Genomic DNA, 15,411 nt, shown 5'->3' with positions numbered 1-15,411 from the left:
CATACAGTACATTAAAAATTATGTCTAAATTATATATCGTTCCAACGCCTATTGGCAATCTTGAAGACATGACTTTTCGTGCCATCAGGATTCTGAAAGAAGTCGATTTGATCTTGGCGGAAGATACCAGAACCAGTGGAAAATTGTTGAAGCATTTTGAAATTGGCACGCACATGCACAGCCATCACATGCACAACGAACACAAAACAACCGAGAATTTAATTGCACGTTTGAAAGCCGGTGAAACTATTGCCCTGATTTCAGATGCAGGAACTCCGGCAATTTCTGATCCCGGTTTTTTATTGACACGCGCTTGTGTTGAAAATAAAATTGAAGTCGAATGTTTGCCTGGTGCAACTGCTTTTGTTCCCGCTTTAGTAAACAGCGGATTACCAAATGACAAATTTATTTTTGAAGGTTTCTTACCTGATAAAAAAGGGCGTCAGACTCGGTTTTTGGCTTTAGCCGAAGAAACCAGAACGATGATTTTATACGTTTCGCCACATAAACTCGTTAAAACTTTAGCTGAATTTATTACTTATTTTGGCGAAGACAGGCAAGTTTGCGTTTCAAGAGAATTATCAAAATTACACGAAGAAAACGTACGCGGAACTGCAAGAGAAGTTTTAACCCATTTTGAAAAAACAGCGCCACGAGGTGAAATTGTCGTTGTCGTTGCCGGAAAAACAATAACAAAAGAGCCTAAGAAAAGTAAGTTTTCTAAGGATGAATCAGAAGAAAACGAAGAAGAATAATTTTCGCCACGAATTTCACAAACTAGCACGAATTTTTTAAGTTGAATATAAACTATAATTAGTGAAATTCGTGGCAAAAAAAACCAATATACAATATCATGAGCATCCAAGCATTTTTAGAAAAAGTAAAACAAACTCCAAACGAAATAACATTCCCGGAAACTATTGCAGTAATTGAAGAAAATTACAATTTTACGCCAACAGCTTTCCAAAACGGAACACAACACAATGCAGCCGGAGAAAACTCTGGTTCTTGTAAATTATTTTCTTTTGCAAAATTGCAAAATCTAAGCAAAGACGAAACTTTAGCTTGTTTTGGCGCTTTCTATTTTGAAGAAGTTTTAGGAGATCCAAACGGAACAAATCATCAAAACATTAGAAATTTCATCAACTTAGGTTGGGACGGAATCAAATTTGAAGGAAGTGCTTTAGAGGCAAAATAATTTTAGATTGCAGAATGTAGATTTTAGATTCCTGAAATTTGCCTTCTAAAATCTGATTAAAACCGAATATTTTGCCACAGATTTCACAGATTAACACAGATTAAAAAAATCCTTTTTTAAATCCTTTAATCTGTGGCATTAGAAAAAAATCACCTTTCTGATTAAACGATTTTCGATTTTTACAATCTAAAATCAACACTCTAAAATCTACAATAAAAAAAATGCGTTGGACATTAAAAACAAAACCTTCTGAAGATAAAGTCAAACATTTGGCACAAGCGCTAAATGTAGAAGATTTTGTAGCAACACTTTTGATTCAGCGTGGCATCGAAACTTTTGACGATGCTAAAAATTTCTTTCGTCCTTCTTTAGAACATCTTCATGATCCGTTCTTGATGAAAGATATGGACAAAGCCGTTTCCAGAATAGAATTGGCAATCGAAAATCAAGAAAATATTTTAGTTTTTGGAGATTATGATGTCGACGGAACAACGGCGGTTTCTTTGGTTTCGTCTTATTTAAAATCGCATTATCCTAATATTGCGACCTATATTCCGGATCGTTATGCAGAAGGCTACGGAATTTCGTTTAAAGGAATTGACTTTGCAGATGATAACGGGTTTTCGTTAATCATTGCTTTAGACTGCGGCATAAAATCTATTGAACATATCGCTTACGCGAAAGAAAAAAACATCGACTTTATTATTTGTGATCACCACCGTCCAGGAGAATTTCTTCCGGATGCGGTTGCCATTTTAGACCCAAAAAGAGAAGATTGTTTTTATCCTTACGATGAATTGTGCGGTTGCGGAGTTGGTTTTAAATTAATTCAGGCTTTAGGAACAAACAGAAATGAAACGATTCAGGATTTAGTTCCGTATCTGGATTTAGTCGCCACAGCAATTGCGGCGGATATTGTACCCATAACTGGCGAAAACCGGGTTTTGGCTTACTACGGATTGCAAGTTATTAATTCGGATCCAAGACCAGGGATTAAAGCTTTGGTACATCAGGTAAAAAAGAAAACTCTTGATATTACTGATGTTGTTTTTATTATCTCTCCCCGAATAAATGCTGCCGGAAGAATCAAACACGGCAATCATGCTGTTGAGTTATTGACAGAATTTAATTTTGAGCAAGCGCAACAATTTGCCTCAGAAATCGAACAATACAATTCTGACCGAAAAGATCTGGACAAACAAATTACCAAAGAAGCTTTTCAGCAAATATTAACCAACAACGAACAAGACCGATTTTCGACGGTTGTTTTTCAGGAAGACTGGCACAAAGGCGTAATTGGGATTGTAGCTTCGAGATTAATTGAAACCTATTACAGACCCACTTTGGTTTTTACTAAAAGTGGAGATAAATATGCGGCTTCGGCAAGATCTGTAAAAGGATTTGACGTTTACAATGCACTTGACGCATGCTCGCAGCATTTAGAGCAATTTGGAGGTCATATGTACGCAGCCGGAATGACTTTGAAAGCCGAAAACTATAAAACATTTAAAGAAGCTTTCGAAAAACAAGTCGAGGAAACTATTTTACCCGAAATGCGAACGCCGGAAATAGAAGTTGATGCAGAAATTGACTTCGCCGATATTACGCCAAAACTAGTTCGGATTTTAAAACAATTTGAACCTTTTGGACCTTTGAACATGACGCCTGTTTTTATGACCAGAGATGCAAAAGACACTGGTTATGCTAAAACTTTAGGCGGAGAAGATGAACATTTGAGACTTTTTATAAAACAATCCCGAAGCCTCGGGACAGACGGAATCGCTGCGATAGGTTTTGGTCTTGGAAAAAAAATAGACATCGTAAAAAATCAACAACCTTTTCAGCTGGCATATTCACTTGCTGAAAATGAGTGGAACGGAACTGTTACTACTCAACTTATGCTTAAAGACATTAGAACAAATGACAACTAAAACAAACAAGCGAGATCCTTATCAGGCACTGCGTTACAGAGAATTTAATGTATTTCTAATATTGCGTTTCGCTATGGTTTTTGCCTGGGCTATGCAATTTATCGTGATCGAATGGGAAGTTTACAGTTTAACTAAAAACCCTCTTTCGCTAGGAATTATTGGTCTAATGGAAGTTATTCCCGCCGTTGGTATGGCATTATTTGCCGGACATATTGTGGACCAAAAGGAAAAGAAAGGATTATTGGTAAAATGTATTTTGGGATTTTCTGTAATTAGTTTTGGATTGTTTTTATTGACCTGGCCGAAAGTTGTTGGCGATTTATCTCCAACTGTTATTTTATATTCAATTTATACTTTAGTTTTTTTAGGCGGATTAGTAAGAGCTTTTCTGGGCCCAACTATTTTCTCTCTTCTGTCTTTGATTATTCCTAAAAAAGCATATCCAAATGCTGCTACATGGAGTAGTTCGGTTTGGCAAATTGGAGCCGTTATGGGACCGGCGCTGGCTGGTTTTTCAATTAACTGGATTGGAGTTCACTGGTCAATGTGTCTGGTTTTTGGATTCTCAATTCTTTCTTTAATTGCCTTATCACAGATCAGTAAAAAACCAATTACAAATCCAAAGATTGGAGAATCGATAAAAGACAGTCTTGCTGAAGGTTTAAATTTCGTGTTTAAAAACCAAATTGTTTTAGGTGCCTTATCGCTTGATATGATTGCAGTACTTTTTGGAGGAGCCGTAGCATTACTACCTGTTTTTGCACAGGATATTTTAAAAGTCGGTGCTGAAGGTTTTGGTATTTTAAGAGCCGCTCCAGCAGTAGGAGCTTTTATTACCATGCTCGTTTCTGCTTATGTGCCTTTATATAAAAATGCAGGAAAGAAACTTTTAATAGCCATATTTGTTTTCGGATTATCGATCATCTTATTTGGACTTTCTACATCATTCTGGCTTTCTGTTTTCGCGTTATTTTTAAGCGGACTTGCTGATGGAATTTCTGTAGTAATTCGCCAAACGATTTTACAGCTTAAAACTCCCGATCATATGCGCGGACGAGTTGGTGCCGTAAACTCAATTTTTGTTGGATCTTCTAATGAATTGGGAGCTTTTGAAAGCGGTGCAACAGCTAAATTAATGGGAACTGTAACTTCTGTTGTTTTTGGAGGAAGTGTTACACTTTTGACTGTTATTGTAACAGCATTAAAATCGCCAACATTTAGAAAATTAGATCTTAATAAGGATATGGAAGATCATCAGAATATGGAGTAAATGAAACAATTATTCATAACTTTCTTTTTTATAATCTCCATTTTCGCAAACGGACAAAATCTCTACATCAAAACGTACGGAAATAAAAAAGACAAAACTATCATTTTTATTCACGGAGGTCCAAGTGGCAATTCGACTTTATTTGAAGGTACAACGGCTCAAAAATTAGCTGATTTAGGTTTTTATGTCATTGCATATGATCGAAGAGGCGAAGGAAGATCTACAGATCTTGCTGCAAAATTCACTTATGCCGAAGCTTTTCAGGATCTAAACGCTATCTATAAAAAATATGGTATAAAAAAGGCTATACTTCTTTCCCATAGTTTTGGAGGTTTGATAGCGACTCTTTATACCGAAAAATATCCTCAGAATGTTAGCGCCCTTATATTGGCAGGAGCTTTGTTTTCTCAGCAAGAAACTTACAATCATATTTTAGATTCTGTCACGAAAATATATACTAAAAACAAGAATCAGGTTATGCTTGATAAAGTAGCTTTTGTAGAAAAACTAGATAAAAACTCGGCAAAATACAGAAAAGAATGTTTTGAGCTTGCAGGAGAAAATAATTTCTTTAAAATGCCAAATCCAACTAAAGAGTCTAAAAAACTATATGCAGCTTATGATTCAAGTGTGTTTTTTAAAACCAACATCCGAAACAAAAATGCGCCTTTGCTTTTCTATCAAAATGAAAAACAAAATAATATTGACAGCAGATCATTTTTAACTCAAATAAAAAATAAAGCCGTTCCTATTTATGCTATTTACGGAAAAGAAGATGGCGTATTTTCTACTTCACAAATTAAATCAATTAAGAATTTAGCCGGAGAAAATCATTTTGCTTTACTAAATAATTGCTCGCATTATCTTTATGTAGATCAACAAAAAGAGTTTTTATCTTATATCAAAAAATGGCTTAAATAAAGTTTCTAAATCATATAAGTTATATAAGTTCATTAAAAGGACTTTGCATAAATTCCTGACGCACTTCTATGACGAATAATTTTTCCAAATTTTATGATTTTTTATTTAGAACTAATATAAATAGTATTTATATTTGTTGTAATAAAAGTATCTGTAATGAGAGAAATAGAACAGCTATACCACAACAACTTCGGAATTGCTTTTTACTGGAAAAAGGAAAACGAAACGATAACGGATAAAATACAATTGGTTTTTAAGGAAACCGGATTTTATTTTACGGTTCAGGAATTGAATTATTTTTGTGATTTAATCGAAGACAGCATGATCGAAAATGCTTGTTGTGAAGCTTGTGAATTAAAAAACTCTTGTCATAAATTTTTACTTAAAACACCTTGTGCTTCCATAGATTTAGCGGTTTCTATCAAAGAACTAAAATCTATTAAAGATCTTGTAGAAGGCTCTTTATTTAGAATTGAGTTAGATGAATATGTTTACGGAGTTGGCTTAAATTAAGAAGCATTCTAAATGTTTTAACAATATCTTTTCATTATTTAAATATATTTTGATTTTATTCAAAAAAAAGTATATTTACTATAATGAAAATAGTACGTATTCTTTTTACTTTGGTTATTTCGATTGCATTTCTAACGAGCTGCAAAAACGAAGATGATAATTACATTGACCCACGCGGAACGGATTATGCCGGTTCTGAAAGTTGTATTCAATGTCATCAGGTACAATATGAAACTGCTTTTCACAGTTCGCATTTTAAAGCTACTTCTCCCGCTACCAAAGAAAACATTTTAGGTCATTTTAAAAACGGTCGCAATACTTTTGTTTACGATGCTGCTACCAAGCTTGTTATGGAAGAACGAAACGATAGTCTTTATCAGGTTCTTTATAAAAACGGAAAGAAAGTTGAATCGCATCCGTTTGAAGTTCTTTTTGGAACGAAACATGCTCAAACCAGCGCTTTTTGGCAAAACCATTATACTTACGAATTACCCATTTCTTACTACAAATCTTTAAATAGTTGGGCAACAAGTCCGGGATATTCAGCATCTAAAGTAAACTTTGAACGAAAAATTGATAAGGAATGTTATGGCTGTCACAGCTCTAATATTGCAAGCAGATATGTAACGACAAGTTCAGACAGCATTACTTTTATGAATCAGGAAGTAGAGGATTTTATGAATCCGAAAACTTTGATTTACGGAATTGATTGTGAGCGGTGCCACGGACCTGCTAAAGAACACGTTCAAAAACATTTGAAATTTCCTGATTTGAAAATCGCACAAAACATAACCTCTTTTAAAAAGTTATCCAGACAGCAAAAAATTGATGCTTGTGCCTTATGCCATTCCGGAAATGATAAACTAAAAGTAAAATCACGTTTTGAGTTTAAACCGGGAGATGATTTATTAGAATATTTCAGGGGAGTTCCGGGATCTAATGACAGCATGCATTTTGATGTTCACGGTAATCAACTTGGATTATTGTCTCAAAGCAAATGTTTTAAAAAGAGCGAAACCATGGATTGTATGACTTGCCATAATCCGCATGCAAATGCTTCTCAAAATCTGGTAAGTTATTCTAAAATATGTATGAGTTGTCATCAGGGAATTAAACACAACGCTGCGACTATAAAAACTACCTCAGCGAGTATATTGGCAAATAATTGTGTAGAATGTCATATGCCGAAAAAAATGTCGAACGCGATCACTTTTCAGCTTTCTCAAAATAAAAATAAGTCAAATTATGTTCTGAGAACACACAAAATTGCAGTTTATCCAAACAATAAAAAGTAATTATTGTTCGAATTTTTGAAGTTCGAAAGTTTCCCCATCAAAAACTCCGTAGGTAAAATAACCAATCCAGTCGCCTAGATTTACATATTTAGCATCTTGTCCTACCTCTATAATCATAGGTAAATGACGGTGACCAAAAATAAAATAATTATAATGTTTGGTTTCAAGTTTACGTTTGGCATATAAAACCAGCCATTCGTTTTCTTCACCCAAAAACTTTACATCTTCATCACCTGAAATCAATTTATTTTTAACAGATAAATATTGCGCGAGACTTACGCCAACATCAGGATGCAACCAACGGAAAAGCCATTTAGAAAACGGATTTGTAAATACCTTTTTCATTCGTTTATATCCTTTATCACCGGGACCTTTTCCGTCGCCGTGACCAATCAGGAACGTTTTTCCGTTAAAAGTAAATTCCTTATTATCATGATAAACCGGAATATTCAACTCAGTTTGAAAGTAATCATTCATCCATAAATCATGGTTTCCTACGAAAAAATAAATAGGAATTCCACTATCTCGAATTTCGGCCAATTTTCCCAGAACACGAACAAATCCCTTTGGAACAACGGTTTTATATTCAAACCAAAAATCAAACAAATCGCCTAATAAAAAAATAGCTTCTGCATCTTGTTTTACAACATCTAACCAGGCTACAAACTTTTGTTCGCGTGGCAAACTCAACTCTGGCGTTGGAGCTCCAAAATGCTGATCAGAAGCGAAATATACTTTTTTCATTTAGATTATTAGATTGTTTAAATTCTTAGAATTTTAGATTTCCGGACTTTTAACTTTTGGCTTTTTCTTTAACTAATTAATTATCACTTGCGTACCATTCTGCAAATGATGATTCTGTTTCCTGAAGTTTAAGAGAAAAAAGGGAAATGTCTTTAGGCAAACGCGCTCTGATTCTTTCTGCAAAATCAACCACCATATTTTCGCTTGTTGGCTGATAATCTACTAAAATCACATGATGACCACGATTTTTCAATTCATTTGCCAGTTCGATATGTGGCGTAGTTTCGTTAAAAACAGTTGCATGATCAAACTGATCGACGATTTCTTCTTTTACAATTTTCTTTAGATCCGAAAAATCTATTACCATTCCGAATTTCACATTCGATCGATCCGTAATTGGCGAACCAATAACCGTTACCGATAATTTATAACTGTGCCCGTGAACGTTTTTACATTTTCCGTCGTAACCGTACAAAGCATGTCCGGTTTCGAAACTAAATTGTTTTGTAATTCTGATATTACTCATCGATTTGAATTTTAGGTTGCAAATTTACAAATTAATAACCGTTTTTGTCTCTTTTTTTAGCGCTGTTGTACATCCAGTACGCAAGTCCTATTAAAACTACAAACGGAATAAACGATCCAATGACTACTCCAATCTGGTAACCACTATCAGGAGCGGTTTTAATTTTCTCTGCAACATCGACTTTTTGAAGTAATGAAATGATATACATATTCTAATATTTTTAAATTAACACAAAGAAAAACAAGCTATTACAATCCCCTCAATTTTGTAAAAGTTTAAAACTTTACAAATTTATCGCACTTAAAGCTGAGACTCGGACTGAAGACTGAATCTAAAAACCTTACTTTTTAAACTGGGTCAAAGCATTTCTTGAAAAATCTGACAAAACCAATTTTCCGGTAATTGCGGCGCGTTCTATAAGAAGCGATTCCCAATATTCAGTTCCTTCCCAGATAATTTTCTTCATTTCAGATAATGCTTCAGGGTTGTATGAACTCAGCTTTTGAGCAAAATTTGCAACGGCATGATCCAGATTTTCTGCACTGTGAATCTCAGTGAACAATTTATTTTGCAACGCCCATTCTGCCGATTTCCATTCGTGGGCTGCCAAAGTCATTTCGGCCATTGCAGCTTTTCCTATTTTACGGGAAACAGCAGGTTCGATTACAAAAGGACCAATTCCTATAGCTAATTCAGATAATTTTACTGCACTTTCAGGCGTAGCCAAAACATAATCGCAAGCCGAGATAATACCAACTCCTCCTCCAACAGCTTTTCCCTGAACTCTGCCAATAATAAGCTTAGAACAATTGCGCATTGCGTTTAATAAATGAGCAAAACCGGAGAAAAATTCTGTGCCCTGTTCTTCATTTTTTACCTGAAGAAGTTCATCAAATGAAGCGCCGGAACAAAAAACTTTAGATCCTTCGCTTTGCAAAATAATAACCGAAACGGTTTCATTAAGGCTTATAGAATTAATCTCAGCCGTTAACCGATCTAACAATTGTCTGGGAAAAGAATTACTCGCCGGATGACCAAATTGTACTGTTGCCACAGCATTATTAAAGATAGTTTGTAAAGAACCGTTTTGATTTTCTGCACTCATAAAAATAGATTTGATCGTAAAGTTACGGTTTTGCAAAATATTTTAAGCCGAAGACAATTTGAAATTTGTTTTTTGAAAATTAATTGACTTTATTTGCTAACGCTTTGGGGGATTAGCTCATTTGGCTAGAGTATCCCGATGCAATCGGGATGGTAACGGTTCGAATGCAGATCTTAAAGTTATAAAAAGGGGGATTAGCTCATTTGGCTAGAGTATCCCGATGCAATCGGGAGGGTAACGGTTCGAATGCAGATCTTAAAGTTATAAAAAAGGGGGATTAGCTCATTTGGCTAGAGTACTTGCCTGGCAGGCAAGGGGTGACCGGTTCGAATCCGGTATTCTCCACAAATATTTAAAAACAAATACCCAAACATACTTTTATGTTTGGGTATTTTCATTTTATGTCAATTATGTTTTACACTTACATTCTATATTCAATTACGATTAACAAGTATTACACCGGATCTTGTGAAAATATCGAACAACGCTTACAAGATCACTTAAACAGCAGAAGCAAGTTTACAAAGGTCGCTAAAGATTGGGAATTAAAATATTTCGAAACTTTTGTTACCCGAAGTGAAGCTTGCAAAAGGGAATTACAAATCAAAAAAATGAAAAGCAGGAAATACATCGAAACTTTAATACAGATAAAAAACTAGACTATCCCGACGTATCCGGCAAGATGACCGATTCTCCCGAAGTTTTGGGACAGTATTCTCCACAAAAAAAAACCGTATTACTTAATTGGAATACGGTTTTTTTTTATTTCAAACATCGAAGTAATCTATTGCTCATTTGCATTATTATTATCAAAATCCGGTTCATCTTCATCCGGTTTCTTAAAATCATTATTTAATAAATCTGTTAGTTTCTTTTTTTCTTTCTGATTCTTTTTGGTTGTAAGCACAACTAAAACAATTGCTACTGCAACTACAATACCTATTATTATCCAATTGATTTCCATAGTATTAATTTTCAAATAAAAATAAAGTTTTAAATCATTCAGTATATTATCAAAAGGTTAAGTATTGATTTCAAAAAATCGACATTTAATTGAATATAATAGTTCTATTTGCAGGATATTTCTTCATATAGATTTTATATTTTTGAATAGATCGGCAAACGAATAAAACAATAACAAAACGATGAACCTCAAAAAACTACAAACCATCTGGAGAGTACCAACATATCTGCCTTATCTTCAGCCAAAGCTCACCGATAAAATATTGGAAAATGCAGAAAAGCAAATTGGTTTTAAATTGCCAACTGAATTAGTAGAAATCCTGAAAACTCAAAATGGCGGGTATATTCGATATAAATTGCCGGAAACACCTCAAGAAATAATTAACGGAATTGGACCTAACTTTCCGTCATTAACTGACATTGACTGGGAAGAATCGAAAGAATATGTGAGTTTTGAACTTGACGGACTTGTGCCATTAGATGGAGACGGACATTGGTATATTTGTTTGGATTACAGGGAAAACAAACAGAACCCAAAAGTTTATTACATTGATATTGAATGTGATAATCAGGAAGAGATTGCGGAATCATTTAAAGAATATTTGGAACTTCTTAAACTTGATATAGCACATGAATTAGTTATTGAGACAGAAGATTCAATCGAAAATACGGCAAAACTGCTTGAAAACATTCTTGAAATTAAGTTCGAAGAACCCACTTATTTTAATAGCGGATATGCCAATTATCAAAGCAAATACAAAAATAGCATACTATGGTTGACCCCAAATAAAGTTCCGGCAGGTTTTGTACGAGAGAATGACGAAAGATACAACGAACTAAAAGATCAAATGAATAGTTTTTCTGCAATTCATCCTGAAATTGATGAAAAGTGTTTATTTCTTGAACTTTCTGAAGAAGATTTGAACGAAGAAATAATCGAGAAATTAAGAGATAACAATATCCGTATAAGTTTCTTAACGGAAGTTATTGAACAAAAATCAGGACTTACGGAGCAATTAATTAAATGGCACAACTCAGACAATCACACTAAAATAATTGATAAAATTGAAGCGATTCCAGAATCTGAATTAAACTATGAATTAAAAAACTTATTAGGACGTGCTTATAACAATAACTCAGAATATGAAAAAGCGATTAAAATTCTTTTAACGGAATCTGAAAACGGAAAAGAGGATATTTTATGGAATTTCAGGGTTGGTTATGCTTATTATCACAAAAATGAGAAAGACAAAGCGCTGCCTTATTTTAAAAAAAGTGCTTTGCTAGGAGATGAAACAGCAAAAAATTATGAAAAGTGGTGTATCGAAGAATTAACACCTGTTATGCCTGTGAATATTCCTAAATCAAAAATGACATTAAACAATATCGCCTGGGTTTTTTCGAAAACATTCTATGCCGATCCCGAAAAATTTAATCAGGAAGTTATCGAATATCAAAAAAGGATTTACACAACCGATGAAAATTGGAAACCCAACGAAATCGTATTTGATGTTCCGGAACTTCAGATTCAATATATGTGTTGGATCACAAAAACCGGTGACTTATTAGAAAATGAAATTTTAATTGATGAAGATCAGGACGTTTTCGAAAAATATCCTGATGAAACGGAACATCAGGTTGAGATTTTCGCCAGACTAAAAGCAGATAATAATAAAAACTTTACGGCTTTGGAGTTTTTGCTAAAAACACATAATCAGCAGGCAAATAAAGAACTTGGAGATCATGTGTTTTTTGAAGGAACAGATGAAAATCCTCAAATTATTAACGAACTACCAACTTGCTACATCGCTTGTGGAAGTTAGAAAACAGAAATATGAAACAAGAAATACTGCTTCAAATTCAGAAATTAGGAGGGAACATTGACAACGTAAAAGGAAACTCATTACAGGAAGACCTTGAATCAATTGAATTTAAACATCCTTTATATCCCAATGATTTTGGAGATGAATTATATGGCGTTGATGAGTTTTACAAAACTAACCTGCAATTGTATGTAACCAATAAAAAAGCATTTTACGATAGTTTACTTGCTCATTTTTTCTCTGATCACGAAATTCCGTATGGTCAGGCTTTTTTTAGAAATTTTCTATTTACACCATTCAGGAAAGATTCGGATGATTTTGGTGAACTGGACGGACTTGTAGAAGAAAGCGAAATAAGAGAAGTTGTTACTGGGGAAGATTTAGATTTTACGTGCATTTGTTATTCTTATGGATTTCCGGATCAATATTTCATTTGTCTGACAGATCCTAATCAAGAAAACCCAACAGTTTACGGAACAGATCATGAAGTTTTTTTTCAGGAAATTGAAAACGAAGGAACTTTAGAAGAATTTTTTAAAGGCTTTTTAGCAAAAGATGAATTTTTAGAAATAGTCGAAAATTACATTGAGAATATAAAAACCGATAAATAAATATGACGTCAATTTCTCAAAATAAAATTATCTTGTTTCTAAAAAGGCTTATCCTTATTGGTTTATTAATTTTTATATGTACGTATTTAGAAATCTATTTGGCAGTGGGAAAATTTTCTAAAAATATCTCAAGTGCTTGCTTAGATTGTAGCTTTTTTGAAGATGCTTTTTTAATGTCATTATTGACAACCATTTTCTTAACCTTCTTATTTCTTGCACTTTCATTAATTAAAAACATATATTTAAAAAGGACAATTGAACTTTTAAGCTTAATTTTAGTTTGGCTTTTCTGGAATTATACCGTTTTTGTTGATCGCGAATCATCGTGGAGTACTTATACTTTCACTGAAGAGATTCTTTACACGATTTCGTTTTCAATTTTGCCGATTTTAGTTTTATCTATTGCCACAGTATTTGCTTTAAATTACATCTCAAAAATTCATGAACCTAAATAAAAAACATATAATAATACTTAGAATTTATTCGATTCTTAGCTTGTTTCTGGCAATAAATTGTGTGCTTTATTATTTTAAAGACATTAGTCTTCGTGGTTATTACAGCGATGTAATTTTATTTTGGCTTTGGTTTGTCACAAGCTTTGTGGTTATTATTGTGTTTTGGAAAAAAATTATGGCAAAATTACTTTTGGCAGCAATAATAGTATCAATAATACTAAGCATTTTACCCATGATGATGCCTTTTTTTGCCTGGGTACTTTCTACTACATCATTGGGATTAATAAGAGATAGAAATCTAACTGAAAAATATCGGGCACAAATTGTAAGTTATAGCGCAATGGCTCCGCCGTGGCTTGAAGTAATAGAGAAAAACGGCTTGATCGAAAAAAGAATGTTTAAAAGCACAGATCATGAGCTTATGAATGATAATTTGGACGTAAAAATAAGATCAGCAAAAGATATTATTTTCAAGAGTGAAACTGATAGTACAATTACACTCACACTTTTTTACGGAGGTCCAAACAAAACAATTACTTTCAACAAAAACACCGGAAATATTTCTAAAATAGAAAAGAATTGAGTTTAACTAAATCCAAAATAATATGACACTATTACTCCGCTGGTTATTACTACCTATAATCGCATTGATTGTATTACTGCTTTGGAAAGGTAGTCCAATTATTATAAAATCGACATTATTAATAGTTCCTCTGGTAATTATTGTTGCTTGGTTTGCACACGAAGGAGCATTTAGCGGAAGCGGCGGATTAGAGCGATTATACGGAATATTAACGCTAATTGCATTTTTGGTTTGCTATGAAATTGGGCTTTTGTTCAACCGTTTCTATCTTGCCAAAAAAAGCATCGATACCATGCAAGATGATATATTGCTTACTGTGGGATTGGTTCTCTTGATAGCATCAATTATATATTTTTTAATTCTGGTTTCAAAATAAAAACACTAACAAAACTAGTTTACTAAACCTTAAATCCATATCTAATTTTATGAATCTTAAAATATCTGTACTTCTTGGCGCTTCGTTTTTTTTACTGTTATCCTGCAATAAAAAAGAACAAACGAAACACAATAAACACCATTTAGACAAAACGGCAACAACAGAAAATGACACTACAGAAACCGAAGAAGCACCAAGAAAAGAAAGCATAAATCTATTTACACTAACGTATAAAGACAGCAGTGATGTAGCTTTTGTTTCACTTTCTGACATTTATCCTTTAAACGATACTGCATCTGATACTCTTGCTTTACCTAACATTGAAAAAATGGAAAAGCAAGCATCAAAGTATTTTACTTTAGAAAAAAAATACAGAAACCGTTTTTTATCCAAAACAAATATATCCGAAACCGATTCTCTTTTTGTCTACGATTATGCAAAAAACAAATTGGCTTCATTTGCTATAAAGAACCTTAAAGCTGCTGCCTGGATAAACGGTTATTCATCTGAAGAAGATTGGCCTTATCCGCGTTATTATTATATGATTGGTTTTGAAATCAGCAAACAAAGTTTAAATGGTTTTGGTGATTATTATTCTGATGTGATTGTTTACGCAGGCAAAGAAAATCCGTTTACAAAAGAAGCTTTAAAACCAATTGTCTGGAAAAAAATTGCTGGTAAAGAATATCCGTCTAAACCCATGAAAGCCGGAGATCGCGCTATCTTAAAAAATACAGTTTCGGGAAATACCTATTCGTATAAAACAGAAAGCTATCAATATTTTTTACAAGACTATCTCGACAGCAATAAAATAATTTATGCCAGACGTCTTTTGGTGACCAATTCTAATAAAGATATAATAATCGAAAAGCTTTACAGCCAAAGCGAAGGCACCTCTCCCGCTCCATTAAATGGTGAAAACGGAGATAATTCATTTGATCAATATACAGGTAAACTGTTTAAGAATAAACCGCCGGTTGTTTTTGGTTTTCAATATGAATCTTTTGGATGTCCGGCAATTTCGATAATCGATAAATCAAACGAAGACATTTATATTCAGTGCGATAACCGTCATTAATTATTATCTAAATCAAAGC

Annotated in this window: 19 protein-coding genes and 1 tRNA gene; 15 read left to right on the top strand and 5 right to left on the bottom strand. The window is 33.6% G+C overall.

From position 1 onward, the window contains the following. Positions 1 to 20: 20 nt before the first annotated feature. The 7 genes from rsmI to ASF10_RS10590 all read left to right on the top strand — a co-directional run bounded on the left by rsmI (position 21) and on the right by ASF10_RS10590 (position 7,128). Complete coding sequence (rsmI, locus tag ASF10_RS10620; RefSeq protein ID WP_056248692.1) at positions 21 to 755, top strand: 16S rRNA (cytidine(1402)-2'-O)-methyltransferase; 735 nt, start codon at positions 21 to 23, stop codon at positions 753 to 755. Positions 756 to 853: 98 nt separating this feature from the next. Continuing rightward, positions 854 to 1,198 (top strand): HopJ type III effector protein, encoded by a 345-nt coding sequence (locus ASF10_RS10615; protein ID WP_056248690.1) that lies wholly within the window; start codon positions 854 to 856, stop codon positions 1,196 to 1,198. A 221-nt stretch (positions 1,199 to 1,419) separates the two neighbouring features. Next, positions 1,420 to 3,129, top strand: a complete 1,710-nt coding sequence (gene recJ / locus ASF10_RS10610; protein ID WP_056248687.1) for a single-stranded-DNA-specific exonuclease RecJ — start codon at positions 1,420 to 1,422, stop codon at positions 3,127 to 3,129. Continuing rightward, positions 3,119 to 4,399, top strand: a complete 1,281-nt coding sequence (locus ASF10_RS10605; protein ID WP_056248684.1) for an MFS transporter — start codon at positions 3,119 to 3,121, stop codon at positions 4,397 to 4,399. Before recJ ends, ASF10_RS10605 begins: the two co-directional genes overlap by 11 nt. Then, positions 4,400 to 5,320: an alpha/beta fold hydrolase gene (locus ASF10_RS10600; protein ID WP_056248682.1), complete on the top strand. Its 921-nt coding sequence runs from the start codon at positions 4,400 to 4,402 to the stop codon at positions 5,318 to 5,320. Positions 5,321 to 5,476: 156 nt separating this feature from the next. Then, positions 5,477 to 5,833 carry a hypothetical protein gene (locus ASF10_RS10595; RefSeq protein ID WP_056248679.1) on the top strand — a complete coding sequence of 119 codons (357 nt, stop codon included), beginning with the start codon at positions 5,477 to 5,479 and terminating at the stop codon, positions 5,831 to 5,833. 83 nt (positions 5,834 to 5,916) lie between these two features. After that, positions 5,917 to 7,128 carry a cytochrome c3 family protein gene (locus tag ASF10_RS10590; protein WP_056248676.1) on the top strand — a complete coding sequence of 404 codons (1,212 nt, stop codon included), beginning with the start codon at positions 5,917 to 5,919 and terminating at the stop codon, positions 7,126 to 7,128. Here the strand turns inward: ASF10_RS10590 and ASF10_RS10585 are convergent, their stop codons facing one another. The 4 genes from ASF10_RS10585 to ASF10_RS10575 all read right to left on the bottom strand — a co-directional run bounded on the left by ASF10_RS10585 (position 7,129) and on the right by ASF10_RS10575 (position 9,503). Beyond that, positions 7,129 to 7,872: a UDP-2,3-diacylglucosamine diphosphatase gene (locus tag ASF10_RS10585; protein WP_056248673.1), complete on the bottom strand. Its 744-nt coding sequence runs from the start codon at positions 7,870 to 7,872 to the stop codon at positions 7,129 to 7,131. 76 nt (positions 7,873 to 7,948) lie between these two features. Next, positions 7,949 to 8,398, bottom strand: a complete 450-nt coding sequence (locus ASF10_RS10580) for a 6-pyruvoyl trahydropterin synthase family protein (protein ID WP_056248671.1) — start codon at positions 8,396 to 8,398, stop codon at positions 7,949 to 7,951. Between the two features lie 31 nt (positions 8,399 to 8,429). Continuing rightward, the gene (locus ASF10_RS24330) at positions 8,430 to 8,606 is read right to left on the bottom strand and encodes a hypothetical protein (RefSeq protein WP_198529580.1); all 177 of its coding nucleotides are present in this window, start codon (positions 8,604 to 8,606) and stop codon (positions 8,430 to 8,432) included. 132 nt (positions 8,607 to 8,738) lie between these two features. After that, positions 8,739 to 9,503 carry an enoyl-CoA hydratase/isomerase family protein gene (locus ASF10_RS10575; RefSeq protein WP_056248668.1) on the bottom strand — a complete coding sequence of 255 codons (765 nt, stop codon included), beginning with the start codon at positions 9,501 to 9,503 and terminating at the stop codon, positions 8,739 to 8,741. Positions 9,504 to 9,774: 271 nt separating this feature from the next. Here ASF10_RS10575 and ASF10_RS10570 point away from each other — a divergent pair. Next, positions 9,775 to 9,848, top strand: a tRNA-Ala gene (locus ASF10_RS10570). A 35-nt stretch (positions 9,849 to 9,883) separates the two neighbouring features. Then, positions 9,884 to 10,162: a GIY-YIG nuclease family protein gene (locus ASF10_RS10565; RefSeq protein ID WP_317039043.1), complete on the top strand. Its 279-nt coding sequence runs from the start codon at positions 9,884 to 9,886 to the stop codon at positions 10,160 to 10,162. Positions 10,163 to 10,287: 125 nt separating this feature from the next. Here the strand turns inward: ASF10_RS10565 and ASF10_RS10560 are convergent, their stop codons facing one another. Further along, complete coding sequence (locus ASF10_RS10560) at positions 10,288 to 10,467, bottom strand: hypothetical protein (protein ID WP_056248663.1); 180 nt, start codon at positions 10,465 to 10,467, stop codon at positions 10,288 to 10,290. 181 nt (positions 10,468 to 10,648) lie between these two features. Here ASF10_RS10560 and ASF10_RS23930 point away from each other — a divergent pair, with 181 nt between their 5' ends. The 6 genes from ASF10_RS23930 to ASF10_RS10530 are packed head-to-tail and all read left to right on the top strand — an operon-like array spanning position 10,649 to position 15,392. After that, complete coding sequence (locus tag ASF10_RS23930; RefSeq protein ID WP_082472416.1) at positions 10,649 to 12,289, top strand: SMI1/KNR4 family protein; 1,641 nt, start codon at positions 10,649 to 10,651, stop codon at positions 12,287 to 12,289. Positions 12,290 to 12,300: 11 nt separating this feature from the next. Next, positions 12,301 to 12,900, top strand: coding sequence for a hypothetical protein (locus ASF10_RS10550; RefSeq protein WP_056248661.1), 600 nt, complete (start codon positions 12,301 to 12,303; stop codon positions 12,898 to 12,900). Between the two features lie 2 nt (positions 12,901 to 12,902). Continuing rightward, a complete protein-coding gene (locus ASF10_RS10545; protein ID WP_056248659.1) occupies positions 12,903 to 13,355 on the top strand; it encodes a hypothetical protein in 453 nt (150 codons plus the stop codon). After that, positions 13,342 to 13,938 carry a hypothetical protein gene (locus ASF10_RS10540; protein WP_056248655.1) on the top strand — a complete coding sequence of 199 codons (597 nt, stop codon included), beginning with the start codon at positions 13,342 to 13,344 and terminating at the stop codon, positions 13,936 to 13,938. The genes ASF10_RS10545 and ASF10_RS10540 overlap by 14 nt, the downstream gene beginning before the upstream one ends. A gap of 22 nt (positions 13,939 to 13,960) precedes the next feature. Then, entirely contained in the window at positions 13,961 to 14,314 is a 354-nt protein-coding gene (locus ASF10_RS10535) for a hypothetical protein (RefSeq protein WP_056248651.1), read from the top strand. A gap of 49 nt (positions 14,315 to 14,363) precedes the next feature. Next, complete coding sequence (locus tag ASF10_RS10530) at positions 14,364 to 15,392, top strand: hypothetical protein (protein ID WP_056248649.1); 1,029 nt, start codon at positions 14,364 to 14,366, stop codon at positions 15,390 to 15,392. Positions 15,393 to 15,411 lie beyond the last annotated feature (19 nt).

It is taken from the genome of Flavobacterium sp. Leaf82, from assembly GCF_001422725.1.
In the GTDB taxonomy this organism is placed as follows: domain Bacteria; phylum Bacteroidota; class Bacteroidia; order Flavobacteriales; family Flavobacteriaceae; genus Flavobacterium.
Note: the sequence above shows the minus strand (reverse complement) of the source record. Positions and strands in the feature narration are given on the sequence as shown.

Coding starts and splice junctions, on each gene's coding strand:
- ASF10_RS10565 (WP_317039043.1), top strand. CDS start 9,884: ATGTTTGGGTATTTTCATTTTATGTCAATTATGTTTTACACTTACATT.
- recJ (WP_056248687.1), top strand. CDS start 1,420: ATGCGTTGGACATTAAAAACAAAACCTTCTGAAGATAAAGTCAAACAT.
- ASF10_RS23930 (WP_082472416.1), top strand. CDS start 10,649: ATGAACCTCAAAAAACTACAAACCATCTGGAGAGTACCAACATATCTG.
- ASF10_RS10580 (WP_056248671.1), bottom strand. CDS start 8,398: ATGAGTAATATCAGAATTACAAAACAATTTAGTTTCGAAACCGGACAT.
- ASF10_RS10560 (WP_056248663.1), bottom strand. CDS start 10,467: ATGGAAATCAATTGGATAATAATAGGTATTGTAGTTGCAGTAGCAATT.
- ASF10_RS10615 (WP_056248690.1), top strand. CDS start 854: ATGAGCATCCAAGCATTTTTAGAAAAAGTAAAACAAACTCCAAACGAA.
- ASF10_RS10575 (WP_056248668.1), bottom strand. CDS start 9,503: ATGAGTGCAGAAAATCAAAACGGTTCTTTACAAACTATCTTTAATAAT.
- ASF10_RS10585 (WP_056248673.1), bottom strand. CDS start 7,872: ATGAAAAAAGTATATTTCGCTTCTGATCAGCATTTTGGAGCTCCAACG.
- rsmI (WP_056248692.1), top strand. CDS start 21: ATGTCTAAATTATATATCGTTCCAACGCCTATTGGCAATCTTGAAGAC.
- ASF10_RS10545 (WP_056248659.1), top strand. CDS start 12,903: ATGACGTCAATTTCTCAAAATAAAATTATCTTGTTTCTAAAAAGGCTT.
- ASF10_RS10540 (WP_056248655.1), top strand. CDS start 13,342: ATGAACCTAAATAAAAAACATATAATAATACTTAGAATTTATTCGATT.
- ASF10_RS10605 (WP_056248684.1), top strand. CDS start 3,119: ATGACAACTAAAACAAACAAGCGAGATCCTTATCAGGCACTGCGTTAC.
- ASF10_RS24330 (WP_198529580.1), bottom strand. CDS start 8,606: ATGTATATCATTTCATTACTTCAAAAAGTCGATGTTGCAGAGAAAATT.
- ASF10_RS10600 (WP_056248682.1), top strand. CDS start 4,400: ATGAAACAATTATTCATAACTTTCTTTTTTATAATCTCCATTTTCGCA.
- ASF10_RS10550 (WP_056248661.1), top strand. CDS start 12,301: ATGAAACAAGAAATACTGCTTCAAATTCAGAAATTAGGAGGGAACATT.
- ASF10_RS10530 (WP_056248649.1), top strand. CDS start 14,364: ATGAATCTTAAAATATCTGTACTTCTTGGCGCTTCGTTTTTTTTACTG.
- ASF10_RS10535 (WP_056248651.1), top strand. CDS start 13,961: ATGACACTATTACTCCGCTGGTTATTACTACCTATAATCGCATTGATT.
- ASF10_RS10595 (WP_056248679.1), top strand. CDS start 5,477: ATGAGAGAAATAGAACAGCTATACCACAACAACTTCGGAATTGCTTTT.
- ASF10_RS10590 (WP_056248676.1), top strand. CDS start 5,917: ATGAAAATAGTACGTATTCTTTTTACTTTGGTTATTTCGATTGCATTT.